This is a genomic window from Lawsonibacter sp. JLR.KK007 (assembly GCF_036941135.1).
Classification (GTDB): Bacteria; Bacillota; Clostridia; order Oscillospirales; family Oscillospiraceae; genus Lawsonibacter.
Genome location: NZ_JAYWSY010000001.1, coordinates 1,290,136 through 1,315,273, shown reverse-complemented (window position 1 = coordinate 1,315,273; position 25,138 = coordinate 1,290,136). Strand labels below are relative to the sequence as shown.

27 protein-coding genes are annotated in these 25,138 nt (G+C 55.8%); 17 read left to right on the top strand and 10 right to left on the bottom strand.

Annotation, left to right across the window (positions count from 1 at the left end):
• Position 1: 1 nt before the first annotated feature.
• From VV088_RS07250 to VV088_RS07205, 10 genes are all read right to left on the bottom strand, one after another.
• The gene (locus VV088_RS07250) at positions 2 to 544 is read right to left on the bottom strand and encodes a DUF7666 domain-containing protein (RefSeq protein WP_334600083.1); all 543 of its coding nucleotides are present in this window, start codon (positions 542 to 544) and stop codon (positions 2 to 4) included.
• Entirely contained in the window at positions 541 to 1,380 is an 840-nt protein-coding gene (locus tag VV088_RS07245; protein WP_334600082.1) for a PcfK-like family protein, read from the bottom strand. Before VV088_RS07245 ends, VV088_RS07250 begins: the two co-directional genes overlap by 4 nt.
• Before the next feature lie 27 nt (positions 1,381 to 1,407).
• Positions 1,408 to 1,617 (bottom strand): hypothetical protein, encoded by a 210-nt coding sequence (locus tag VV088_RS07240; protein ID WP_334600081.1) that lies wholly within the window; start codon positions 1,615 to 1,617, stop codon positions 1,408 to 1,410.
• A 39-nt stretch (positions 1,618 to 1,656) separates the two neighbouring features.
• Complete coding sequence (locus tag VV088_RS07235) at positions 1,657 to 1,866, bottom strand: hypothetical protein (RefSeq protein ID WP_334600080.1); 210 nt, start codon at positions 1,864 to 1,866, stop codon at positions 1,657 to 1,659.
• A gap of 18 nt (positions 1,867 to 1,884) precedes the next feature.
• Positions 1,885 to 3,549: a YodL domain-containing protein gene (locus tag VV088_RS07230; protein ID WP_334600079.1), complete on the bottom strand. Its 1,665-nt coding sequence runs from the start codon at positions 3,547 to 3,549 to the stop codon at positions 1,885 to 1,887.
• Between the two features lie 69 nt (positions 3,550 to 3,618).
• Positions 3,619 to 4,737 carry a hypothetical protein gene (locus VV088_RS07225; protein WP_334600078.1) on the bottom strand — a complete coding sequence of 373 codons (1,119 nt, stop codon included), beginning with the start codon at positions 4,735 to 4,737 and terminating at the stop codon, positions 3,619 to 3,621.
• Positions 4,738 to 4,849: 112 nt separating this feature from the next.
• Positions 4,850 to 7,123 carry an SF1B family DNA helicase RecD2 gene (recD2, locus tag VV088_RS07220; RefSeq protein WP_334600077.1) on the bottom strand — a complete coding sequence of 758 codons (2,274 nt, stop codon included), beginning with the start codon at positions 7,121 to 7,123 and terminating at the stop codon, positions 4,850 to 4,852.
• Between the two features lie 14 nt (positions 7,124 to 7,137).
• A complete protein-coding gene (locus tag VV088_RS07215) occupies positions 7,138 to 8,178 on the bottom strand; it encodes a YqaJ viral recombinase family nuclease (RefSeq protein ID WP_334600076.1) in 1,041 nt (346 codons plus the stop codon).
• The gene (locus tag VV088_RS07210; protein WP_334600075.1) at positions 8,117 to 8,320 is read right to left on the bottom strand and encodes a hypothetical protein; all 204 of its coding nucleotides are present in this window, start codon (positions 8,318 to 8,320) and stop codon (positions 8,117 to 8,119) included. The genes VV088_RS07215 and VV088_RS07210 overlap by 62 nt, the downstream gene beginning before the upstream one ends.
• Positions 8,321 to 8,804: 484 nt before the next feature.
• Positions 8,805 to 9,143, bottom strand: a complete 339-nt coding sequence (locus tag VV088_RS07205) for a helix-turn-helix domain-containing protein (RefSeq protein WP_334600074.1) — start codon at positions 9,141 to 9,143, stop codon at positions 8,805 to 8,807.
• Between the two features lie 148 nt (positions 9,144 to 9,291).
• Here VV088_RS07205 and VV088_RS07200 point away from each other — a divergent pair, with 148 nt between their 5' ends.
• The 17 genes from VV088_RS07200 to VV088_RS07120 all read left to right on the top strand — a co-directional run bounded on the left by VV088_RS07200 (position 9,292) and on the right by VV088_RS07120 (position 25,105).
• Complete coding sequence (locus VV088_RS07200) at positions 9,292 to 9,633, top strand: hypothetical protein (RefSeq protein ID WP_334600073.1); 342 nt, start codon at positions 9,292 to 9,294, stop codon at positions 9,631 to 9,633.
• A gap of 234 nt (positions 9,634 to 9,867) precedes the next feature.
• A complete protein-coding gene (locus VV088_RS07195) occupies positions 9,868 to 10,791 on the top strand; it encodes a DUF6017 domain-containing protein (protein WP_334599527.1) in 924 nt (307 codons plus the stop codon).
• Positions 10,792 to 10,805: 14 nt separating this feature from the next.
• Positions 10,806 to 11,018 carry a DUF5348 domain-containing protein gene (locus tag VV088_RS07190; RefSeq protein ID WP_160238785.1) on the top strand — a complete coding sequence of 71 codons (213 nt, stop codon included), beginning with the start codon at positions 10,806 to 10,808 and terminating at the stop codon, positions 11,016 to 11,018.
• Positions 11,019 to 11,131: 113 nt separating this feature from the next.
• Positions 11,132 to 11,614: a PcfB family protein gene (locus tag VV088_RS07185; RefSeq protein ID WP_066537568.1), complete on the top strand. Its 483-nt coding sequence runs from the start codon at positions 11,132 to 11,134 to the stop codon at positions 11,612 to 11,614.
• On the top strand, positions 11,611 to 13,458 hold the full coding sequence (locus VV088_RS07180) for a VirD4-like conjugal transfer protein, CD1115 family (RefSeq protein ID WP_334599528.1): 1,848 nt from the start codon (positions 11,611 to 11,613) through the stop codon (positions 13,456 to 13,458). Before VV088_RS07185 ends, VV088_RS07180 begins: the two co-directional genes overlap by 4 nt.
• Positions 13,451 to 13,726 (top strand): hypothetical protein, encoded by a 276-nt coding sequence (locus VV088_RS07175; RefSeq protein WP_160234883.1) that lies wholly within the window; start codon positions 13,451 to 13,453, stop codon positions 13,724 to 13,726. The genes VV088_RS07180 and VV088_RS07175 overlap by 8 nt, the downstream gene beginning before the upstream one ends.
• Before the next feature lie 213 nt (positions 13,727 to 13,939).
• Positions 13,940 to 14,155, top strand: a complete 216-nt coding sequence (locus VV088_RS07170) for a Maff2 family mobile element protein (protein WP_005928550.1) — start codon at positions 13,940 to 13,942, stop codon at positions 14,153 to 14,155.
• Positions 14,156 to 14,173: 18 nt separating this feature from the next.
• Complete coding sequence (locus tag VV088_RS07165; protein ID WP_160234885.1) at positions 14,174 to 15,043, top strand: VirB6/TrbL-like conjugal transfer protein, CD1112 family; 870 nt, start codon at positions 14,174 to 14,176, stop codon at positions 15,041 to 15,043.
• Positions 15,044 to 15,064: 21 nt separating this feature from the next.
• Positions 15,065 to 15,460, top strand: coding sequence for a PrgI family protein (locus VV088_RS07160; RefSeq protein ID WP_334599529.1), 396 nt, complete (start codon positions 15,065 to 15,067; stop codon positions 15,458 to 15,460).
• Positions 15,417 to 17,825, top strand: coding sequence for a VirB4-like conjugal transfer ATPase, CD1110 family (locus tag VV088_RS07155; protein WP_442913106.1), 2,409 nt, complete (start codon positions 15,417 to 15,419; stop codon positions 17,823 to 17,825). The genes VV088_RS07160 and VV088_RS07155 overlap by 44 nt, the downstream gene beginning before the upstream one ends.
• Positions 17,822 to 18,772: a DNA-methyltransferase gene (locus VV088_RS07150; RefSeq protein WP_334599530.1), complete on the top strand. Its 951-nt coding sequence runs from the start codon at positions 17,822 to 17,824 to the stop codon at positions 18,770 to 18,772. The genes VV088_RS07155 and VV088_RS07150 overlap by 4 nt, the downstream gene beginning before the upstream one ends.
• Positions 18,773 to 18,807: 35 nt before the next feature.
• Positions 18,808 to 20,859, top strand: a complete 2,052-nt coding sequence (locus tag VV088_RS07145) for a C40 family peptidase (protein WP_334599531.1) — start codon at positions 18,808 to 18,810, stop codon at positions 20,857 to 20,859.
• Between the two features lie 15 nt (positions 20,860 to 20,874).
• Complete coding sequence (locus VV088_RS07140) at positions 20,875 to 21,330, top strand: XF1762 family protein (RefSeq protein ID WP_334599532.1); 456 nt, start codon at positions 20,875 to 20,877, stop codon at positions 21,328 to 21,330.
• Positions 21,331 to 22,053, top strand: coding sequence for a phosphoadenosine phosphosulfate reductase domain-containing protein (locus VV088_RS07135; RefSeq protein ID WP_334600461.1), 723 nt, complete (start codon positions 21,331 to 21,333; stop codon positions 22,051 to 22,053).
• A gap of 7 nt (positions 22,054 to 22,060) precedes the next feature.
• A complete protein-coding gene (locus tag VV088_RS07130; protein ID WP_334599533.1) occupies positions 22,061 to 22,315 on the top strand; it encodes a DUF4315 family protein in 255 nt (84 codons plus the stop codon).
• Entirely contained in the window at positions 22,305 to 22,994 is a 690-nt protein-coding gene (locus tag VV088_RS07125; RefSeq protein WP_334599534.1) for a DUF4366 domain-containing protein, read from the top strand. The genes VV088_RS07130 and VV088_RS07125 overlap by 11 nt, the downstream gene beginning before the upstream one ends.
• The gene (locus VV088_RS07120) at positions 22,991 to 25,105 is read left to right on the top strand and encodes a DNA topoisomerase 3 (RefSeq protein WP_334599535.1); all 2,115 of its coding nucleotides are present in this window, start codon (positions 22,991 to 22,993) and stop codon (positions 25,103 to 25,105) included. Before VV088_RS07125 ends, VV088_RS07120 begins: the two co-directional genes overlap by 4 nt.
• Positions 25,106 to 25,138: the final 33 nt, after the last annotated feature.

The window sequence follows — 25,138 nt, the reverse complement described above, 5'->3', positions numbered from 1 at the left end:
CTCACGCTACCCTCCTTTGTTTCAAATCAACGCCATACCAGACATCCGGCAGTACATTTTTGCCATCTACCTCTGTCAGTGCAATTTGAAGGATTTTTGTTCCGTCCGGGGACTCTTTGGCAAAAGCAAGAATATCGCCCAAAGTCCCCTTCGCAATCGGGTTGACCCCGCGCACAACAGCAAAGCCCTGGCTCGCCTCCGCGTATTCCTTTCGGACGTGTCCGTTCCATGTCCTGCCTGGATGGTCTACCATGTAGGCCAGAGCGTGGAGAAACAGATCCGACCGGCTCAGTTCCCGGATGATGGTGAGTTCCGTGCAAGAAATCTTGGAATCATGGCTGTCCTCGTCCACATCCCCGCCGGCCTCAACCAGACAGTACACGGAATTTTCCATGTCACTGTAATAGGTCAGGCAGTCCAACGGATTTTCTGCGCAGTGGAAGCCATTGTGTGTGCAGTTGGCCTCGTCTGTTACGTTCAGTCCCATGCGGAACTGATAGTCCCGGCAAGTCAGGCCCTTTTCAAATCCTTTGTAGGCGATCATGACGCTGCCTCCAAAAGGCTGAATTGGCCGTCATCCTCTTTGGGCTTGGGCTTTGCCGGCTTCTTTTCCGCCTTTTTCTTCTCTTTGGACTTGCTCTTGGAGGTCCCGCCGCCGTAGTAAGGCTTCGGGACAAACTTCTCATCGTCTCTGTGGTCCTCTTCGGCATCCGGGTCGCGGAAGTAGTCCTCGGCCCACTGATAGACGATATCATCGGGAACATCGCCCCCATAGACACCGTTGACGCCCTGTTGGGGCGCCTCATCGTTGAGTTTCATCTCCTCCTGAAGATACTCCCTGGCCTTGCGGTTGATATACCAGAAGCAGTGGATCATGCTCTTGGCGGGGTGCATGGTCAGCCGGGCGAAGGCTGGGTCCTCCACACACCTGGTCTGGATATACTCAGCCACGCACAGTTTCATATTGCGCCGGGTCAGCTTTTCCGTGTCTGTTCCGACCCGCTGCATGGAAGCCGCCATCACCTCGTCATCGCTCATGGCCTGCACCTTGGCAAGCTGCTCCTGTTCGGCGGCCTTTTTCGCCGCCTGCTTGGCGTCAAACTCAGCTTTCCGCTTGGCCTCGGCCTCTTCGTGGGCCTTTTTCTTGGCGTCCTCGTCCTCCTTGGCTTTCGTGCTGTCCGCATCAGAGACGGCAGGCGCCGCGTCAGCGGAGACAGGGGCCTCAGCAGGAGCGGGAGCCGGTGCAGCCGCTTCCGGCACTCCGCATACGGAGGGGTCAAAAACGGTGGGGCCATCGCCGTCCGCAAAGCCGGGCAGCGCAAAGCCCTCCTGGGGTTCGGAATACTGGCGTTCCATGTCGAGCTGGGAATATGCACCCATTGTCGTTTCCTCCTCATTCATATTGAATTAAAAATCATTGTCAGTTTTTCGCCGGATAACAACCCTTGCGGGAATGGCTGAGCCATTCTGTCCCTGGTGCGCCGACAGGTCATACTCGACTTTCAGGGCGATATAGGTCATTCCGTTGATAATCATGTGGTCATCTGCTCTGGGTAAAAAGGGCAGCGTGGTATGATGTACCTCACGACCCTTTAACGCAAAAGTGACATAAAACATTTTTCTTTTCTCCATTGTTCAAATTGATCACTCATTGCCTCACCAGGTGTCCCGGCAAGGGACGAATTCGATCTCCGCCTTAACTGGGTCACAGGGTTCTCCGTCAAAGGCGTTTCTGTACTTGGTGCAGATATTCGGCTGGCGGTACTCTACCGGATCAACGTCAACATAGAGATTGCCTCTGGCATCCTGATACACCGGCCTGCTCCAGCTGTCGCGTCCGATAAATGTAAGCACTAACTTCTCCATAGTCTTTTTCCTTTCTCTTTATCCGCCGTGCTTTGCCAGCATGGGCGAAAAGCGTACGGGGGCAAAGCCAACGTGGTCGCAGTAAAAGTATCTGCGGCCAGTTTCATCGTACAGTTCGATCACATCTGACATGGACACGCTGCGCCCATGATAGCCCTGCGGCAAGGTGTCATTGAAACAGCTATAGACGCGCTCCAGAACCTCCGCGTCCGTCTGCTCCACAGGGGCCATAAAGTACCCATCGTAGATCAGGCGGTATTCGGAGGCCGGCGGCTGGTCATAGCCGGCGGCGTGCAGTTTCTCAATGCCCTGAAAGGCAAAGGGGAGTATCCGGTCGTTCCGCAGCTCCAGCTGATAGATACGGAAATGCCGCTCCTTGCGCTGGCTGTTCAGCAGATGCTCAAAGGAAATGCTGACATCCTGCTGCAAATAGACCTCGTACTCATGCTCCGTCAGACCCAGATATTCCCGCAGACTGACGCCATCCTCCTGGATGCCGTGCCACTGCTCTACACAGGTGTCCATGTACTCCATGCCGCACAGGCCGGAGAGGTACATCTCTTTGAAGTTCACTTGTTTCACTTCTTTCTTTGTCATTTTTTTGCGCCGCTGTGCCAGCAGCCAATCGTCCATCCCTTTGTAGTTGGGATTCCAGATAAGCCTCCGGCACGCAATGCCATGCTCTTTCGCCATCCGGCAAATTTTCATCGCGCCGTTATGGACCGCCGCATTATGGAACTTGTCCATATCGTCCGCCTCCACGATCTCCTGAACGCCGTTTTGCTTTAAGAGGTAAAACAGGTTGTTCAGAGGGGCCACGTTATTCGCCCCGATGGTGGCAACGAACGTCCGGCCTGTCAGCGCGTGGCAGATATCCGCCTTCAGAGCGCCCTCGGTCACGTAGACCGCATGAGCGCACGGGTCGCCTACAAAGTGGACAGGACTTCCCGAGCCGGTCCCCATTTGCTTGCCGGAAGAGGTCAGCGGGAGATACTTCGCTCCCACTTTTTCCGGTGGGTCATCCTTATCCTTGATAGGCGTATCCAGACGAATCTGCAAGCCGTGGATCAGGCCGTCAATCTCCCGAAGGGGGATGATGATGCCCGATGTACGCTGGTAGAACTTGACCGTCCACTTCCCATAGTCATTGATGTAAAAACCGGGTATGCCCTGTACGGTATAGCCCCACTGTATCAGCTGTTGCGTCAACGCGCGGCACATCCGGGGCGGCGGCGTGCTCTTGAAACCATAGCCCTTGATCTGTTCATCCGTCAGTCCCCGTACCGTGCGCAGATGCTCCCTGTGGGCGCTGTTTAGCGTCAGCATGGACAGCAGCGCGGAGAATGTCCGGTGAATTTCATCCGCGCTTGCTTTTTCGGCCTGGGATACCTCCTGCACGGTGGCTGGCGCAGTCTGCCCGGCGGTTTGATACGCCGGCGCAAAGCCGCTGTCCAGCAGCGTGTCGCAGATTTCCCGGTATGCCGTAGAGTTGTCCACACTGAAAACCTTACCGTAGAGGGCCAGCATACCGCCATGCTCTCCGCAATGATGGCAGCGCCACACATTTTCCGATGGGAGGATACTCAGCCTGCCCCGGCGGTCACCGCACAAAGGGCAGTCCGCATAGACCCGGCCGCCCCCGCTCCGCCTGATATTCAGGCGGAGCAGGGAAACGATATCCATGATGGTAAACGGGAAATCCGATGAACGGATGGGGATTCACTCCTTTCTCACAGGTCGGGAGGCCGCTGCTTATCCGGCCTTTTCCTGTTCCAGTTCCCGGAACAAAAGGGTGGCGGCAGCCTTGATGGTGTTACGGAACTCACAGAAGGGGGAGGTAAAGAACTTCAGGCTGCCCCTTCTCCGCTCCAGCACCTGCCCCAAGGTCCAGCCCTTGCAGATGCCATCCTCCACAACCACCGCCATGGCCTCGTCTACGGTCATACACTGGCAGATCTCCTCCACGGACATATCATCCGTGTAACTGGGGGTATTCTGGACGGGAGCAGGAGCGGGGACAGCCGCATTCTCCTGAGCAGCTTTTTGCGCCGCAAAATCCAGAACTACCGTTACACCCTTTTCCTGGGCAGCGGAAGGCTCCGGGGTTTCAGTGGAGGGAGTTTCGTTCGGCTGGGGTACGGGTTCAGCTACTGCTGCCGAGGATTCCGCCTGTACCGTCTCACCAACGACTGCTGGTTCCGCCTGGGCATTCACTTCCACCGTGGTCTCCGTCTGAGTTGACGTCTGGGCAGGCTGCACATTGGGCACCGGCGCCTCCGTGGGCTGAACGGTTCCGGAAGGCTGGACCTCCTGAACAGGGGACTGCGTTTCCGCTGCTTGCTTTGCGGGTTTAGACGCAGAGGCTGCCGCAGGCTGTACTGTCCGAGGGGACGGAGCAGGGCTCGGTTTCTCCGCCGGAGCGGGAGCCGTCTTCGTCACGCTCGTTTTGGACATCAGCGTGGGGGCGGCGTCCCCGCTGTTCGGGGCCACATCGCACAACTGGATGCCAAAGCCGGCATTGTCCAGCGCGATGCTGAGCGCCTCATCCTGGGCGCTGCGGATATAGCGCCGGTCCTCCTGCACCGTCTTGGTGGAGGTGAAGCTGCTGGCGGGGGTGGTATCCTCCCGCTGGAAGAACACCTGCGCCTCGAAGATCGCCATCTGGTCGGTAATCCGCAGCGGGTTCAGCAGCAGCCGGCCGTTGGGGCAGGCCAGGCGGAACCACAGCCGCTTGTAGGGCAGGTCCAGCTTCATCACCGGCTCCCCCTTGTCATTGACGCTCCGTTTCAGGTGTTTCAGAGGATCAAAGCCGGGAACCTGATGCAGGGACCCGGCAGCAGGGACAGTGCGGATGATTGCGTTGTCGTTCATGTGGATTGCTCCTTTCAAAAAGTTTCAAATAACGGCACAAAACCGCTAAATGGCAACAAAAAAGACGCCAGCACACAATAGTGCTCGCATCTCTCGATTTGACGCTCTCGCGTCAGCTTGCCTTTTTCAGTGGCACACGCTTCGGAGCCTGGCTGGTCAGGGCCTGATGGTACAGGCGTATACGTTCCGCCAAAAGGGTGTTGCGTTTGCCTTTCCGCGTCTTGGCGACAGCCATATACAGAGCCTTTTTCTGCCCTACCAGCAGTACCCGGTGCTTGGCACGGGTCACGGCGGTATAGAGCAGATTTCGAGACAATAAAACTTTATGAGCCGCCAGCATGGGGATAATGACGGTATCGCATTCAGAGCCCTGGGATTTGTGGATCGTCATGGCGTAGGCCAAATCCAGCTCGTCCACATTTTCCAGTGGGTAGTCGGCATAGCGCCCGTCATAATTGACGGTAACCGTGCCGTGCTGGATTCCGATAACAAACCCGGTCTCGCCGTTAAATACTCCGGTCGAGAGCTGCTTGCCCCCGCTGTCATGCAGTACGATGTCGTAATTATTTTTGATCTGCATGACCCGATCCCGCAGACGGAACACTTTTCCGCCCCGCGTGACCTCCGGTTTTTCCGGTTTTGATGGGTTGATTGCCTCCTGAATGGCATTGTTCAGATTGACGGCGGATGCCTCACCCTCCGAACGGTAGGGAGAGAGGATCTGCACCTGGCTCATGCCGACCTTGGCCGCCTCCTTTTTGTAGAGGCTGCGGACCAGTTCTGCAGTTGATTCTTGGTCATCTGCCCGGATAAAGGCAAAATCCAGACCATAATTCAATTCGCCGTTTCCTTCGTTGATCGATCTGGCGTTATAGGCAATCAGACTGCCCTTGGCCTGCCGGAAAATCTCATCCAGTACGGTAACAGGCACAAGGCCGCTGTCGATCAGCTCCAGGAATACACCGCCCGCGCCTACACTCTCCAACTGGTCGGCGTCGCCTACCAGCAGAACCTTGGTGCCAGGGCCTATCCGGGAAAAGAGCTGATGCGCCAGCCACATATCCATCATAGAACACTCGTCCACAATGAGCAGGTCAGCCTTTAGCGGCTCCCTTTTCCGTCCTCCGCTGTCCTCGCCATGAATACGCAGCAAGCTGTGGATGGTCTGGGCGTTGTCGATGCCGGTGGTCTCCGCCATACGGCGACTGGCCTTTCCTGTAGGTGCGGCTAGGGCAATGATGCTATTGGGGTACAGGAGACGGTACGCTTCCACCACCGCTTTCAGGATGGTGCTTTTGCCTGTGCCGGGTCCTCCGGTAATAATGGAGAGATTGTGGCGGAAAGTCATCTCTACACCCTCCGTCTGCCGTTTGGACAAGCTGATCCCCAGCTTGCCTTTGACCTGCTCCATGACCGGGGTCAGATTGACAGGTGCGGGAATTTCCAGAGCCATTTGCGCAATTTTCAGCGCCGTTTCGCACTCCTGCTTATACACATGAGGCAGATAAATGTTGCCCTTGTTGGATACCACCACGTTGGTCTGGATCATAGTCTCCAGTTCCCGCTCCGCCTCAGCCTGCTTCAGACGTTCCTCCGGCAGAGGGATGCCGTCATTGAGCAGCTGTAAGGTGGAGCGAAGTAAGGACCCTATCTCCATATACAGGTGGCCACCCTCGCTGCGCGATTTCTCCAGCGCATAGAAAAGAGCGCCCTGCACCCGCATGGGATCATGGGGATTGCCGCCGGACTTCTGCACGATGGCGTCTACCCGTTTGAACCCAAAGCCGGGAACCTGGCACAGGCAGAAGAAACTTTCCCGCAGAAGCGACACGCCAGCCGCGCCAAAGTGCTGGTAAATTGCCATAGCCGTCTTGGGCGTAACTTTGAACGGCGCCAAAATGGTCATCAGCTCCCGCATAGTCTTGCTCTCGGCATAGCCGGTCTTGATCTCCTCCAGCCGCTCCTCGGTAATACCCCTGATTTCCAGCAGCTTTTCCGGGTGCTGCTCGATGACGTTTAGGGAATCCACGCCAAACCGCTGAACGATAGCGTCCGCCGTCTTTTCCCCGATGCCCTTCAAAAGGCCGGAGGCGAGGTAGCCGCGGATACCCTCCAGAGTGGGCGGGACGATTTCACGCCAGTGCTCCACTTGAAGCTGGAGACCATATTTCCCCTTGACCCAGCTGCCTTCCAGCTCCATCTTCACCGCATCCGTCCGGGGCAGGTCATACCCTACGGCGGTAAAGCGGGTCAGATGGTCGTGATAGTGATAGGGTTTTCTGGCCTCCTGTGGGATCATAATGTCAGCCGTTTTCAGCTGTAAAACAGCGTACCGGCTGGCCTCGTTGTAAAAGAGCGTTCTGTCAAACGCCGCTACGATGCTCACGGTATCTTCCTCCTTTACGCAGCCTCCGGTTTGGCCCGTTTGATGCTGAAACGCCGGCTCTCGGAGACCGTGATGTACTCTGCGTAGATGTCAGGATGCACCTCTTTCAGTCGTTCCAGGCCATTCTTGTCGATGGTGGCCCGGTGGGATGGATTCCATGTGACGGTGTATCCGCCGTTCTCGCAGACGGCGGTGCAACTCACGCCCATGTCCGCAACGATGAGGGCCTTCAGGCGTTGCATCTCGGCCTCTACCGTTTTCACATCGGTATCCCGCAGACGCTTTTCTTCTTGAAGCTCCAGATAACGGGCAACCCGCGCTTCCTGGGTCTTTGAGAAAACAACAGCTGGCGCGTCCTTAGTTGCGGGGCCAAGGGAACGGCGCAGGCTCTCCAGGATAAGGTCTCCGTCCTCTGTATAAGGGGGAGGGATTCGGGCCAGCACGTTTTCGTGCCAGAAGTCCCGCTCCAAGGCAATCAGTTCCGCCTCATAGGCCATATCCCGGTCAATGTGGCGGACAATGGCCTCGTCCTCGTTGTTGCCGTACAGACAGCAGTAGTAGACCCGATCCAGATTCATGACCGACATATAGTGACGGCCTTGGGATTCGTAGTACACAGGCACGATCTCGCCGCCGTTGTACCACCATTTGTCCTTGGCGTTGTAGTTGGTGGTCTTGATCTCCACGATGGCGGTGGTACCGTCCGGCAGATCCACCAGGTAGTCCAGGTCAGCCAGCATCCAGGGGTAGAGCGGGTGTTGGAACATACACTTTCGCTGGTACACCTTCAGGCCGGTCTTTGCCTCGAAGATACGGGCCACCAGGGGCTCCAGCAGAGTTCCGACCTCCAGGGCGACCCAGTTTGCCTGATCGTCCGTTGTGACGATGCCCAGTTTGTCGTAGTAGAGGTCCCGCGCTGTCCGGAAGGGCGAAATGCCCAGGACTGCCGCGGCGTCACTGCCGCCCAGCCCCTTTTTCCGCAGCTCCAGCCAATCAGGCCGCGCGAGCTGTTCCGTATCCGCCAAAATCAGCGGTTCGTACTGCTGCCTCGTCACACAGGGTATCCTCCTCTCCGGGCATCATACCTTTGATCTGAGCCTTCCACATCTGCCGGTACTTGCCTCTGGTGGGGCCGGTACGGGGCTTGGGGCGCTTCTTGTGCTTCCACTTCTTGGTCATGTTGTGTGCTCCTTCCATAAAATAATATTCCTCAAAGCCTTTTGGCATTTGGGCATAAAAAAAGAACAGGCATGACAGTCCTGCGGCACAGTAACCGCATCCGCCCTCCCGATGGAGAGCCTCTGTCATTCCCGCTCAACGGCGTTGGGGCAGACTGCCCCCTATAAACCTCCGGCTGTCGTCCGCCTATCCGCGTAACAACCCTGCCGACACAACGTACAATCCTGACAACGTGTGCAATACGGGTGCCTCCCGTTCCCGAACCTCTGGGATTCGGCCTCGCGCTTTCAGCGAGGAACGCACAAACAATCAATTACTCCTTTACCATATCACAAAGCATGGTCGCTGTCAACAAAAAATAACTGCATATTCTGTCTATTTTTGTCGAATGTCTTGCTTTGTTTACACTATACAGCTTGCATTTCAGGTAAGATATACAACCATATAACGGTAGAAAAAGGTGAATACCATGTATTTTGTGCATGGTATTCACCTTTTTCGTTTATATCGGGTCATCTTCTTCAAAAACAGACAGAAAATCGGCAACAATTTTTGAGAGTGCTTCTCGTTGCTTGGGGGTCAGGGTATTCAACTTTTCTTGTTCGCCCATGGTCGCAAGAGCTGGAGATTCTCCTCGAAGAAGATAATCGGTAGAAATGGAGAGGCTATTACATATCTTCACGATGTTTTCAGGTCTCATAGCTTTATGTCCGTTTTCTGCAGCAGAAATCATTTTAATGGAAAGTCCTGTCATATCTGACAAATCCCCTTGTGTAAAGCCTTTCTCTGTGCGTGCTTTCGAAAGCCGCCGTCCAATCTGAACAAGGACCTCGTTTTTCATTTTGTGGTTCTCCATAATGGAATCGTCTCCCCTCATGGGGGCATGATATACCATATGAGGGGAATTTATAATCCCTCATAGTGGCTATTATTCCCCTATGGTGGTATAATAGGCGTGATTATTTTCAAAACGGAAAAAGGAGGCTGTTATGACAATAAGAGATAAGACTTGTTGCTTTACAGGCCATAGGGATATTCCGCAGGCTCAGATCCCCGTCCTGACAAAAAAAGTGACGGCCACTATCCAGATGCTGGCCGCGCAGGGGATCATCTACTATGGTGCGGGTGGGGCTCTCGGCTTTGATACAATATCGGCAACGGCAGTTCTTATTTATAACAACCTTGATTATCTCTGCAAAGCCTTGAAAAACAGGCACTTTCGCGGATATGGGCAACCGAATTTACTACCGATTTACTACTTTTGGGGAAAGAGCCTTGATATGCGCAGCACCGCGAGAGCCAGCCGCCCGGACGGGGCAGCACACAGATAACCCCCTACAATGACAATTTCATATACCGACCATGACGGCGTTTCTTCACTCCCCACGCGGGGAGAAAAGGGACGCCGCTTTTTTATGCCCTTTGTTACGCAGTAGGGGCATAAGGAGCCTTGCGCCATGCGGCTTTTCGGGCGCGGTTTTGGCGGGGCAGGGTGTTTATACCTTACCCCTCAAAATCGCGCTTCTACTGCGTAACAAAATCTACCGCAAAGGAGTATCGGAGCTATGGCAGTTTTCCGCGTGGAGCGCAACCGTGGCTACACCGTCATGTCAAACCACCATCTGCGCAATAAAGAGCTGTCCCTAAAGGCAAAGGGGCTGCTGTCACAAATGCTTTCACTCCCCGAAGATTGGGACTATACCCTTGCTGGCCTGTCCCTTATCAACCGGGAGAAAATCGACGCTATCCGTGAAGCGGTGCGGGAGTTGGAACGCGCCGGGTATATCGTGCGGTCAAGGGAGCGTGACGCGAAAGGCCGCTTGCGGGGCGCGGAGTATGTGATCTACGAACAGCCGCAGCCGCCTACATCAGATTTACCTACGTTGGAAAATCCAACATTGGATAATCCAACGCAGGAAAAACCTACATTGGATAAACCTACGTTGGAAAATCCAACGCAATTAAATAAAGATATATCAAGAACTGACTTACCAAAAAAAGAACAATCAATTACGGATTTACCAAGTACCGATTCCATTCCTATCCTTTCCCCTGACCCCTCACCTTACGGGGACGCTGCGGCAGAGCCGCCGGAACGGAAGCGAAAGGAAGCGGTAACACAGAGCGCGGTTGAGCTTTATCGGGAGATCATTAAGGAGAATATCGAGTACGAACATCTCCTGCGCTACTCCAAGATTGACCCGGTGGAATTGGACGGCATTGTGGAACTGCTGGTGGAAACCGTCTGCACGGCCCGCAAAACTATCCGGGTGGCCGGGGACGACTACCCCGCCGAGCTGGTAAAGTCCAAGCTGCTGAAACTCAATAGCAGTCACATTGAGTTTGTCATGGACTGTATGCGGGAGAACACTACGAAAATCCGCAATATCAAAAAATATCTGCTGGCGGTGCTGTTCAATGCCCCCAGCACAATGGGAAGCTACTACACCGCCCTTGTCGCCCATGATATGGCGACGGGACAAATCTGAAAGGAGCGTACAACATGAAACAGGGAGCCTTGATTTTCGACGAGCGAACCGACCGCTACGATATTCGCTTTGGGCTGGGGGACTACTATGGCGGGCTGCATTGCGGCGACGCGCTGGAAGTGTTCACAGGCCGCAAGTGGAAGCCCACCCGCATTGAGTACGGCGCAAACTGGTATCTTGTCGGAATCCGCGCCGAGGATTTGAGCGGTCTGCGGGTACGGATTTGACGAGCTGTACCCCACAGGGCACAGAACATCAAAAAATCTGAACATTTTGACTGACATCGGGGAACGTGGCAGATAAATCCTGCCCCATTCCCACCTAAAAGCGAGGTGGTTATTTGCAAGATGAAGTCAACGAAAAAGTAGTGGCCCTGTCCATCAAGGGGGCGAAGCTCACCGCCGAAATGCTGCAAAAGGCCATGAAAGAGGTACTTTCACAAGTAAAAAAAGAGGTTGATAAACAGGCAATCCCCCACGGAAAACAGACCTTGCGCCAGCTTATGAAGCAGAACGCGGGCGTTTCCAATATCGAGATCACCGACGGCAATATCAAAGCCTTTGAGAGTACGGCGAAAAAGTACGGCATTGATTACGCGCTGAAAAAGGACGCCACGGAAACCCCGCCCCGCTACCTTGTGTTTTTCAAAGGGCGGGACGCCGACGTGCTGACCGCCGCTTTTAAGGAGTTTTCCGCAAGGAAGCTGACACAGGAGCAAAGGCCGTCTATCCGTAAGGTGCTGGCAGCGTTCCGGGACAAGGCAAAGCAGCTCAACACCAACCGTCAAAAGGTGAAAAACAAGGTGCAGGAGGAATCCCTATGAAGCCGGAAATCAAGAAGCAGCTTATCCTAAACGCCCCCTATCTTCTCTTTGTCTACCTCTTTGACAAGCTGGGCGAAGCGGTGCGCCTTGCCCCCGGTGCGGACGCAAGCCAAAAGCTGCTGCACATGGGCGAGGGCTTTACCGCCGCCTTTTCCAGCGCAGCCCCCAGCTTCCACCCGACAGACCTTTTAATCGGGATTGCGGGTGCGCTCCTTATCCGGCTTGCCGTCTATGTAAAAGGCAAGAACGCGAAGAAGTACAGGAAAGGCATGGAGTACGGTTCGGCGCGTTGGGGCGGGCCAAAAGACATAGCCCCTTATGTCGATTCCGTATTTGAGAACAATATCCCCTTAACCCAGACAGAACGGCTCACCATGAACAGCCGCCCGAAGCAGCCGAAGTACGCGAGGAATAAAAATATCCTTGTGATCGGCGGGAGCGGCAGCGGCAAGACCCGCTTTTTCGTCAAGCCGTCGCTTATGCAAATGCACAGCAGCTATGTTGTCACAGACCCGAAAGGCACAGTCTTAATCGAATGTGGAAAGCTGCTTGCCCGTGGTGCGCCGAAGCTGGGAAAAGACGGAAAACCCATTATGCGGAACGGGAAGCCCGTTTATGAGCCGTACCGTATCAAGGTACTGAATACGATTAACTTCAAAAAATCTATGAAGTACAATCCCTTTGCGTATCTGCGGAGTGAAAAAGATATTTTGAAGCTGGTAAATACCATAATCGCCAACACCAAAGGCGACGGCGAGAAATCTACCGAGGATTTTTGGGTGAAGTCAGAGCGGCTTTTTTACTGCGCCCTGATTGGCTATATCCACTACGAAGCCCCGGAGGACGAAAAGAACTTTACCACGCTGCTTGAAATGATTAACGCCAGCGAAGCCCGCGAGGACGACCCGGAGTTTCAAAGCCCCGTTGACCTGATGTTTGAACGGCTGGAAGAAAAAGACCCGGAGCATTTTGCCGTCCGGCAGTACAAGAAGTTTCTGCTTTCCGCTGGCAAGACCCGAAGCTCTATCCTCATTTCCTGCGGTGCGCGGCTGGCCCCCTTTGACATTCGGGAGCTACGCGAGCTGATGGAGAGCGACGAAATGGAGCTGGACACGCTGGGGGATAGGAAAACCGCCCTTTTCGTCATTATCAGCGACACGGACGACACTTTTAACTTTGTCGTATCTATCCTCTACACACAGCTTTTCAATCTCCTGTGCGACAAGGCCGATGATGTGTACGGCGGACGGCTTCCCGTTCATGTGCGCTGCTTGCTTGACGAGTTTGCGAACATCGGGCAGATTCCGAAGTTTGAAAAGCTCATTGCCACTATCCGAAGCCGGGAAATCTCCGCGTCGATTATCCTGCAAAGCCAGTCGCAGCTAAAGGCCATTTACAAGGACAACGCCGATACCATAGTCGGTAACTGCGACACCACCCTTTTCTTGGGTGGCAAGGAGAAATCCACGCTAAAGGAAATCTCGGAAATACTCGGCAAGGAAACGATTGACAGCTTCAACACGTCCGAAACGCGGGGACGGGAGCTGTCCCACGGGCTGAACTATCAAAAGCTGGGGAAAGAGCTTATGACACAGGACGAAATCGCTGTCATGGACGGCGGCAAGTGCATTTTACAGGTGCGCGGGGTGCGCCCGTTCTTCTCGGATAAGTTTGATATAACGAAGCACCCGCAGTATAGGCACCTGTCCGACGCTGACCCGAAAAACGCCTTTGACATGGAGAAGCACCTAAGACGACGCCCCGCCATCGTCAAGCCCGATGAAGTGTTTGACTACTACGAGATCGACGCCGACGAATTACAGGAGGACACAGGCCATGAATAAGCGTATCAGTAAGAAGCAGCAAAACCGGGAAATGGCAAGGACGGTCAACGGGCTTGTCCTCTGCTATCAGGAAATGGTTTCGGAGCGTGAAAAACGCTGCAAGGAGCTTTCCGCAAAGTACGGAGTGCGTGTTGAGCTGGACAAGGACAATCCGCTTGGTATGCCGCTGATTCTCCCCCTGACGGAAGCCCAGCGGCAGGCTGAAATGCGGCGGTTTATCGCCGCTTGCGAAAGGCTCTATGAACAACAGCAGGCGCAGCGCGGTTAAATCCGTCTGCGCCTTTCCCATATCCGGCAGATTTTGAGGAGGTGGTAACACAATCAGAAACGTAAACATCGGCTACATGATACGTGCCCCCACCGGGCGCGGTTTTCCATACCCACGCAGCCGCCGGAAGCAATGGCGGCTTTTTTGGCGGCAAGACCGCCCTTTGCCCCCTTTGTGGGGCAGCCGCGAATCGCGGCAGGAAAGGAGTTTTCTATGGCATTTTTCAATTCTGCGGTTGGTGTTCTTCAGACCCTTGTTATCGCGCTGGGCGCGGGCCTCGGCATTTGGGGCGTTATCAATCTGCTTGAGGGCTACGGCAACGACAATCCCGGTGCCAAAAGCCAGGGCATGAAGCAGCTCATGGCGGGCGGCGGTGTCGCCCTGATCGGTGGCACCCTCGTACCCCTGCTGTCCGGCCTGTTCGGTTAAGCGGCAGGGTAAGAACCTATGCAGAGCATACTTGACGCGATTAACGAATGGATAAAGGAAATCCTGATAGGAGCCATCAACGGTAATCTGTCAACTATGTTCGGGGACGTAAACGAAAAAGTCGGCACAATCGCCGCAGAGGTAGGGCAGACCCCGCAAGGGTGGAACGCTGGCATATTCTCCATGATACGGACGCTATCGGAGAGTGTCATAGTCCCCATTGCGGGGCTTGTCATTACCTATGTCCTGTGCTACGAGCTAATCAGCATGGTAACGGAAAAGAACAATATGCACGACATTGATACGTTCATGTTCTTCAAGTGGATTTTCAAGGCGTGGGTGGCGGTGTATCTCGTCACCCACACCTTTGATATTACTATGGCTGTGTTCGATATGGCGCAGCACGTCGTTTCCGGCGCGGCGGGCGTGATTGGCGGCAACACAAATATAGACGTGGACGCCGCCCTATCGTCCATGCAGGCCGGGCTTGACGCTATGGAAATCCCCGAACTCTTATTGCTTGTCATGGAAACAAGCCTTGTCAGCCTGTGCATGAAAATCATGTCGGTGCTGATAACGGTTATCCTGTACGGCAGAATGATAGAAATATACCTGTATTGCTCGGTTGCGCCTATTCCATTCGCAACAATGACAAACCGGGAGTGGGGGCAGATTGGAAACAACTACCTCAAATCCCTTATCGCCCTCGGATTTCAGGGCTTCCTGATTATGATATGCGTCGGCGTTTACGCGGTTTTGGTAAACAGCATGATAATAGCGGACAATTTGCACAGCGCGATTTTCTCCCTTGCAGCCTACACCGTTATCCTCTGCTTCTCCCTGTTCAAGTCCGGCGCGTTGGCAAAATCCATCTTTAGTGCCCATTAGGGCGGGAAAGGAGGTTATCGCTTGGCGTATGTACCCGTACCCAAAGACCTGACGAAAGTAAAAACGAAAGTCGCACTCAGCCTGACGAAGCGGCAGATCGTTTGCTTTGCGGCAGCCCTCGCTATGGGATTGCCGCTTTTCTTTTTGCTCAAAGGAAGCACCGGGACGACCGTTGCGGCGGCGTTGATGTGCGCCGTCATGCTCCCCTGTTTCCTCTTTGCCATGTACGAAAAACACGGGCAGCCCCTTGAAACGGTAATCCGAAACATTGCGGAAACAAAGTTTATCCGTCCAAAGGAGCGGCCCTATCAGACCGAAAACCTGTACGCTGTCTTGGAAAAGCAGCGGAAACTTGAAAAGGAGGTATCAGCGATTGCCAAAGGCACAAAACACAGCAGCCGCCCCCGCAGGGGCTAAAAGGAAGCTGACCCGCGCAGAGAAGAAAGAGATTGCAGCCGTTATCCAGAGGGCAAAGGGCGACGGCAAGCCCCATACCGCCCAGCAGACTATCCCCTATATCCAGATGTACCCGGACGGTATCTGCCATGTTTCGGACAAGCGGTATTCAAAGAGTATCGCGTTTGAGGATATAAACTACCAGCTTGCGCAGGCCGACGACAAGACCGCCATTTTTGAAAACTGGTGCGATTTCCTCAACTACTTTGACGCTTCCGTATCGGTACAGCTCTCTTTCATCAATCAGGGGGCGCAGCAGGAAAAGGCGCAGCAGACTATCGACATTCCCCCGCAGGCCGACGCTTTCAATTCTATCCGCAGCGAGTACGCCGATATGCTGAAAAATCAGCTTGAAAAGGGCAACAACGGCCTTGTGAAGCAGAAGTATATCACGTTCTCCATTGAAACGGATAACCTTGCGGCGGCAAAGGCGCGGCTTTCCCGTATTGAAACCGATGTGCTGAACAATTTTAAGGTGCTGGGCGTGACCGCCCGCCCGCAGACAGGCTATGAACGCTTGCAGACCCTACACGGCGTTTTCCACCCGGAGGGCGAACCGTTCCGCTTCTCGTGGGATTGGCTGGCCCCGTCCGGGCTTTCCACAAAGGACTTTATCGCCCCGTCCTCGTTCCGCTTTGGCGAGGGACGCTATTTCCGCATGGGGCGCAAGCTGGGGGCGGTGAGCTTCCTTGAAATCCTTGCGCCGGAACTGAATGACCGTATGCTTGCGGACATTCTCGACCTTGAAACGGGTGTGATCGTCAATCTGCATATCCGCAGTATCGACCAGATCGAAGCCATCAAGACCATCAAGCGCAAGATCACCGACCTTGACAAAATGAAGATTGAGGAACAGAAAAAAGCTGTCCGAAGCGGCTACGACATGGACATTATTCCGTCCGACCTTGCCACGTTCGGCAGCGAAGCGAAAAATCTCTTGCAGGATTTACAGAGCAGGAATGAAAGAATGTTTTTGCTCACGTTCCTTGTGGTGAATATGGCGGACACAAAGCGGAAGCTGAACAATGACGTGTTCGCGGCGGCGGGTATCGCGCAGAAATACAACTGTGCGCTGACCCGCCTTGACTATATGCAGGAAGCGGGGCTTGTGTCCTCTATCCCCCTTGGGGAGAACCTTATCCCCATTCAAAGAGGACTTACCACCAGCAGCACCGCTATCTTTATCCCCTTTATCACGCAAGAGCTGTTCCAGACAGGGGCAAGCCTGTACTACGGGCTAAACGCCCTGTCTAACAACATGATTTTGTGTGACCGCAAGCAACTTAAAAACCCCAACGGGTTAATCCTCGGAACCCCCGGAAGCGGCAAATCCTTTGCGGCAAAGCGGGAAATGGCAAACGCTTTCCTAATTACAGACGACGACATAATCATCTGCGACCCCGAAGCGGAGTATTACCCCCTTGTGCAGCGGCTTCACGGACAGGTGGTGCGCATTTCCCCCACCAGCAGCCAGTATGTGAACCCGATGGATATAAACCTCAATTACAGCGAGGACGACAACCCCCTTGCGCTGAAATCCGACTTCATTCTTTCCCTGTGTGAGCTGGTGGTAGGCGGCAAGGAGGGCTTGCAGCCTGTGGAAAAGACCGTCATTGACCGGGCTGTGCGCAACGTCTACCGCCCGTTCCTTGCAGACCCCGACCCGGAGAAAATGCCGATTCTGGGCGACCTGTACGACGAGCTTTTGAAGCAGCCGGAGCCGGAAGCGGCGCGTATCGCGGCGGCGTTGGAGCTGTATGTTTCCGGGAGCTTGAACGTCTTTAACCACCGTACCAACGTGGAGCTTTCCAACCGCCTTGTCTGCTTTGATATTAAACAGTTAGGCAAACAGCTTAAAAAGCTGGGTATGCTCATTGTCCAAGACCAGGTATGGAACCGCGTCACCGTCAACCGCGCCGAACAGAAGTCCACCCGCTACTACATGGACGAGTTTCATTTGCTGCTGAAAGAGGAACAGACCGCCGCTTACAGTGTTGAAATCTGGAAGCGTTTTCGCAAATGGGGCGGGATTCCCACCGCCATTACGCAGAACGTGAAAGACCTTTTGAGCAGCCGGGAAGTGGAAAATATCTTTGAGAACAGCGATTTTGTCCTCATGCTCAATCAGGCGGCGGGCGACAGGGCTATCCTTGCAAAGCAGCTCAATATCTCCCCCCAGCAGATGAAGTACGTTACCCACACCGAAGCGGGCGAGGGGCTTTTGTTCTACGGCAACGTCATTCTCCCCTTTGTAGACCGCTTCCCGAAAGATACGGAGCTGTACCGGGTAATGACGACGAAGCCGGAGGAAGTGAGCGGCGCATGACAGCGGACACCATCATCAACCGGGACGCGCTGTGCGCCCTGCGGGAGCTTCCCGCCGAAAGCGTCCATTGCGCGGTAACGTCGCCGCCCTACTACGCCCTGCGGGACTATGGGCTTGACGCGCAGATCGGGCGGGAGGACACGCCGGAGCAGTACATAGAACGGCTGACGGCGGTTTTCCATGAGCTAAAGCGCGTCCTGCGTCCTGACGGCACTTTCTGGCTGAATATCTCGGACACCTACTGCGGCACAGGCAGCAAAGGCGGCTACACCGACCCCAAATATCCCAAAGGCCGCAACGGACAGGGCTTTTCCCTTGCCCGGACAGCGGCAGGCTGCAAGCACAAGGACATGATCGGGATTCCTTGGCTTCTGGCGTTCTCCTTACGCGCTGACGGCTGGTATCTGCGCAGCGATATTATCTGGCAGAAAGAAAACCCCATGCCGGAGAGCGTGAAAGACCGCCCCACCCGCTGCTATGAACACGTCTTTCTGCTTACGAAGTCAAAGCAGTATTACTATGACGCCGCCGCAGTTGCGGAGCCGACCGCCCCCAAAACGGCGGCAAGGTACAAATCCAGCCGCAGCGCAAGCAGCAAATATGCCGCAGAGGTACCGGGACAGGGCAAGGTGCAGGGCTTGAACAAGGCAAGGAGCGGCGGCTACTACGACCCCGCCCTTATCCCCACCATGCGCAACAGGCGGGACGTGTGGCTGATAAACACCGTCCCGTATAGGGGCGGGCATTTCGCCGCGTTCCCGCCGAAGCTGGCGGAAACCTGTATCTTGGCAGGCTGTCCCAAAGGCGGCGTTGTCCTTGACCCCTTTTTCGGCAGCGGCACGACGGGGCTTGCGGCAAAGACCCTTGACCGCCATTATATCGGCATTGAGCTGAACAGCGAATACTGCGCCCTTGCAAGGGCGCGAATTGGAGGTGAAGCACCATAAAACAGTATAAACCCCGCGATAAGATCACGCAGAAAATGACCCGCGACGGGGCTATCGAAGTCAACGAAACCCAGCAGACAGCCCAGCGTATCAGCCAGCGGGAGCAGGACGCGGATTTTCAGAAAACGCCGGAGCAGCAGGCCTCACAGGACGCGGCGGCGCAACTTGACCCCACAGCCACCGACGCTGCCCCGCTGCCCCGTCTGCCTGTTACCCCCGCAAAGGAGGACGCCGCCACCGCCGAGCGCGTCATGGAGCATATCGGCGGCGCACAGACCCGGAAAGCGTCTAAAAAGGCGGTGCGGAAAGCCCAGCGGGAGGGCGCGGCGGGGGCGAGATCGTCACGTCTGCAATTCACCGAGGAAGAACGGGCGACGCCGGAGCTTGGCAAGTATATTGAGAAATCCGACAGAGCCGCCGACCGTCTGGACGCTGCAAGGGCGGCTATCCCCAAAGAAAAGAAGCTGGTGCGGGAGCGTACCTTTGACGAAGCCACAGGCAAGGGCAAGACCCGCCTGCGCTTTGAGGAACACGACAGGCCCCCCGGCTTTAAGGACAAGCACAGCCCTCTTTCCCGCCCCGCACAGGAGGCGGGTATTTTCGTCCACAACAAGGTACATTCCGTTGAAAAGGACAATTCCGGCGTGGAGGGTGCGCACAAATCCGAGGAAGCAGCGGAAAAGGGCTTGAAATACGGGGCGCGGAAAGTCAGGGAGGGCTACCGCAGCCACAAGCTCAAACCCTACCGGGCGGCGGCGAAAGCGGAACGGGCGGCAGAAAAGGCCAACGTCAACTACCTGTACCAAAAGGCATTGCAGGATAACCCGCAGATCGCCGCGTCCAACCCCGCTTCCCGCTTTATGCAGAAGCAGCGTATCAAGCGGCAGTATGCAAAGGCCATGAAAAAGGGCGGCGCGGCTGCGGCGGCAAAGGCAGCGGAGAACACCCGCAAGGCAGCGAAAAAGACCGCAGAGGAAACGAAAAAAACCGTTTCCTTTGTGGCGCGGCACCCGGTAGGCGTGATAATCGCCGTCGCCGCGCTTCTGCTGTCTGTGATGATTTTCTCCGGCCTGTCGTCCTGTTCCTCTATTTTCTCCGGCACCATAAACGGGGTGCTGGGTACGTCCTATACGTCGGAGGACAGCGACCTTGTGGCGGTGGAAAACAGTTATGCCGGAAAGGAAGCTGCGCTGCAAAGCCAGATAGACAACATCGAAAGCACCTATCCGGGCTATGACGAATACCGCTATGACCTTGACGACATTTTCCACAATCCCCACGAGCTGGCTTCCTACCTGACCGCCCTTTTGCAGAGCTATACCCTCGCAAGCGCACAGGCAGAATTGCAGCGCGTCTTTGATAAGCAATACACCCTGACTGTGACGCCCACCGTCGAAGTGCGCTACCGCACAGAAACCCGGACGGACAGCGAGGGCAACAGCTATACCGTCCAAGTACCCTATAACTACTATATCCTCAATGTGTCCCTGACGAACACGCCCATATCGTCGCTGGCCCCCAGCCTTTTAACGCCGGAGCAGCTTGATATGTTCCGGGTGTATCTGGAAACAAGCGGCAACAAGCCCCTTATCTTTGGCGGCGGTTCTGCGAACAGTACCCCGTCCGAGGATTTGAGCGGCGTTCATTTCATCAATGGGACGCGCCCCGGCAATACGGCTGTGGTGGACATTGCAAAGTCACAGGTGGGGAACGTGGGCGGCTATCCCTATTGGAGCTGGTACGGCTTTAATGGGCGTGTCGAGTGGTGCGCCTGTTTCGTTTCGTGGTGCTACAATCAGATGGGCTTATCCGAACCGCGCTTTGCTGGCTGCACGTCCGGCGGTATGGCGTGGTTTACCTCTCATGGACAATGGGGCGACAGGAACTATACCAACATTGCCCCCGGCGACGCGATTTTCTTTGACTGGGACAACTCCGGCGACGCCGACCATGTAGGCATTGTGATCGGCACCGACGGGGAGCGCGTCTACACCGTCGAGGGCAATTCCGGCGACGCCTGTAAAATCAAGAGCTATCCGCTGGGAAGCAGCGTCATTCGCGGCTACGGTCTGATGAATTGGGATTGACGGGAGGGACAGCCAATGCTTACCCTGACCCCCGTTTCCCTTGCGGAAGCCAACGCCTTTGTCGCCCAGCACCACCGCCACCATAAGCCCGTTACCGGGCATAAGTTTTCCATCGGCTGCACCGCAGACGGGCGGCTTGTGGGCGTTGCCATCGTGGGGCGGCCCGTCAGCCGCTATCTGGACAACGGCCTGACGCTGGAAGTCAACCGCCTTTGTACGGACGGCACGAAAAACGCTTGCAGTATGCTCTATGCCGCAGCGTGGCGGGCGGCGCGGGCTATGGGCTACGAGAAGATCATCACCTACACGCTGGACACCGAGAGCGGCGCAAGTCTACGCGCTGCCGGGTGGACGTGCGCGGGGCTGGCTGGCGGCAAGCGTTGGACAGGAAGCCGACGCCCAGCCGCCGACCTGTACCCCGCGCAAATGAAATACCGATATGAAAAAACATCAAAAATGGAGGTGCGATAAATCAATATAGTTTCCTTTGGGGGCGGCACGAATAGTGCCGCCTTACTTGTTGGCCTTTACAATCACCATATCCCCGTTGACCTTATCACCTTTGCGGACACAGGCGCGGAGCAGCCCCACACCTATCAATTCGTTGTGACGATGAATGAGTGGCTTGCCGCCCACGGTATGCCGCAGATTACCGTTGTGGAGAATGTAGACCGCTACGGCAACCGCCTGACCCTTGAAATGGAGTGCTTGCGTTCCCATACGTTGCCCTCTATCGCCTATGGCTATAAGCGGTGTTCCCAAAAGCACAAGATTGGGCCGCAGGAGAAGTTTTGCAACAACTATGCCCCATGCCGGGAGGTATGGGCGCGGGGCGAAAGGGTAAACCGCTATATCGGCTATGACGCTGGCGAAGTGAAGCGGTATGAACATTCCCGCGAGTACAACGAAGCCGATAAGAAATATCACAACATCTATCCCCTGATTGAACAATGGGGGTGGAGCCGGAGCGATTGCGTCCGGGAAATCTGGGCGGCGGGCTTGCCGCAGCCGGGAAAATCCTCTTGCTTTTTCTGCACCAGCATGAAGCGGCAGGAGGTTGAAGCCTTGAAAGAGCAGTACCCCGCGCTGTACCAGCGGGCGATTGCCATTGAAGAAAACGCCATGCCCCACCTTATCAAAGTGAAAGGCTTGGGGCGCAGCTACGCTTGGAAAGAGCGTTACGGAAAGGAGTAATGACAGTATGGCAAACAAAATTGACCGCATTGACAAGGAGATCGAAAAGACCCGCGAGAAGATCACCGAGTATCAAAACAGGCTGAAAGGGCTGGAAGCGCAGAAAACCGAAGCGGAAAATCTGCAAATCGTCCAGGTCGTGCGCTCTATGCGCCTGACCCCGCAGGAGCTTACGGCTATGCTTTCCGGGGGCGGTATTCCTGGCATTGCCGCCGCCCCCGCAGACTATGACGGACAGGAGGAAAAAGAGAATGAGGAATAAGAAAATCGTGCGCAGCTTCCTTGTGCTGCTGGCCCTCGTTATGTGCTTTGGCAGCGTTTCCGTCACCGCCTACGCACAGGGCGACGACACCCCCACCGACGACAGCAACGTAAAGGTGGAAACACCCGACCCGCAGCCCTTGACCCCGGAGGGCAACATGACCCTTGTGGACGACATTAGCGGCGACGCCGCCGGGGATAAGCAGTTTATCGTGGTGCAGAGCAAGGGCGGCAACTATTTTTACATCGTCATTGACAACGCCGCCGACGGAAATAACACCGTCCATTTTCTGAATCAGGTGGACGAAGCCGACCTTTTGGCTATTATCGACGAGGACGGCGGCAGCGCGACGCCCGCCCCCGCCGTTTGTAGCTGTACCGACAAATGCGAAGCCGGAAAGGTGAATACGGCTTGCCCCGTATGTGCTACGAACATGACCACTTGCAGCGGCAAGGCAGCGGAGCCGGAGGAACCCACCGAGCAGCCGAAAGAGAAAAGCGGCATGGGCGGGCTTGTCCTGTTCCTTGTTGTCGCCCTGATCGGCGGCGGTGGTGCGCTCTACTACTTCAAGTTTATGAAGCCGAAGCAGGCCGTCAAAGGCAGCACAGACCTTGACGATTTCGACTTTGACGAGTACGACGAGGACGAGCCGGAGGAACAGGAGGGCGAGGAAGAATGAGCTATGCGTTAGTCATTGCGGAGAAGCCCAGCGTCGGGGCGGCGATTGCCGCCGCCCTTGGCGTTTCCGGCAAAAAGGACGGATATATCGAGGGCGGGGGCTACCTCATTTCATGGTGCGTCGGGCATTTGGTGGAGCTTGCGGAAGCCGCCGCCTACGGGGAACAGTACAGGAAGTGGCAGCTTGACAGCTTGCCGATTCTGCCGCAGGAATGGCAGTACACCGTTTCCCCGGACAAGGGAAAGCAATTCAAGACCCTTAAAGAGCTTATGCACCGCGCCGACGTGACCGAGGTTGTCAATGCCTGTGACGCTGGGCGCGAGGGTGAATTGATTTTTCGCTTTGTCTACGATATGGCGGGCTGCAAGAAGCCCATGCGCCGCCTTTGGATTTCCTCAATGGAAACGGCGGCAATCCGGCAAGGCTTTGACAATCTGAAAGACGGGAGCGAGTACGAAGCCCTCTACGCTTCCGCGCTGTGCCGCGCAAAGGCCGACTGGCTTATCGGTATCAACGCCACCCGGCTTTTCTCCTGCCTGTATGGAAAGACCTTGAACGTGGGGCGCGTCCAGACCCCGACGCTGAAAATGCTGGTTGACCGGGACGCGGCTATTTCCCATTTCCAGAAAGAGAAATACTACCATGTGCGCCTTGGCCTTTCCGGCGCGGAAGCGGCAAGCGCGAAGATCCCCGACGCCGCCGAAGCGGAAGCACTTAAAACGGCTTGCGAAGCGTCGCGGGCCGTTTGTACTTCCGTTCTGCGGGAGAAGAAAACCGCAGCCCCGCCGAAGCTCTTTGACCTGACTTCCTTACAGCGGGAAGCCAACCGCATTTTCGGCTACACCGCGAAGCAGACCCTTGACCTGGCGCAAGCCCTGTATGAAAAGAAGCTGCTGACTTATCCGAGGACGGACAGCACCTATCTAACCGACGACATGGGGGAAACGGCGGCAAGCACCGCCGCTATGCTGTGCGGCAAGCTGGCCTTTATGGAGGGCGCGGAGTTTTCCCCCGATGTTTCCCGCATCCTTGACAGCAGACAGGTTTCCGACCACCACGCCATTATCCCCACGATGGAGCTTGCAAAGGCCGACCTTGCCGCGCTGCCCGAAAGCGAAAGGAATATCCTGACCCTTGCCGGGGCGCGGCTGCTGTTCGCCGCCGCCGAGCCGCACACCTACGAAGTGGTTACGGCGGTTTTCCAATGCGCCGGCGGCGAGTTTACGGCAAAGGGAAAGACGGTGCTTTGCATGGGCTGGAAAGAGCTTGAACGCCGCTATCGGGCGACGCTGAAAAAGAAGCCTGATACCGACGGCGAGGAAAACGCCCTTGCGCTGGACGCGCCGCCCTTTGCCGAGGGGCAGAGCTTTGACCGCCCCGCCGTTAAGGTGACGGCCCACGACACCACGCCCCCGAAGCAGCACACGGAAGCAAGCCTTTTATCCGCTATGGAACGGGCCGGGAACGAGGACACTGACCCGGATGCGGAACGGCGCGGGCTTGGCACTCCCGCCACACGCGCCGCCGTCATTGAAAAGCTGGTGAAATCCGGCTTTGTGGAGCGCAAGGGCAAGCAGCTTATCCCCACAGGGGACGGCAACGGCCTTGTGGCTGTTCTCCCCGACGTGCTGACCTCTCCCCAGCTTACCGCTGAATGGGAAAACACCCTGACGCAGATCGCAAAGGGCAAGGCCGACGCGGACGGCTTCATGCGCGGCATTGAAGCTATGGCGCGGGAGCTGGTGCAGGCCCACCCGAATATCTCCGACGCGGATAAGGCGCGTTTCAAGGAGGACAAGCCCGTTATCGGCAAATGCCCCCGCTGCGGCGGCAGCGTCTACGAGGGCAGGAAGAACTACTATTGCGGGAACCGGGATTGCGCTTTTACCATGTGGAAAAATGACCGCTTTTTCGAGGAACGCAAAACCGCCTTTACCCCGAAAATCGCCGCCGCGCTGCTGAAAGACGGCAAGGCGAAAGTGAAAAAGCTGTACTCCCCGAAAACGGGTAAAACCTACGACGGGCTGGTGCTTTTAGCCGACACTGGCGGGAAGTACGTCAACTACCGGGCTACGGTTTCGAGGGACAGAGAACTTACGCAGCAAGCATAGGAAGCGGGTACCCACTTCCGTAAAATCCCCGCC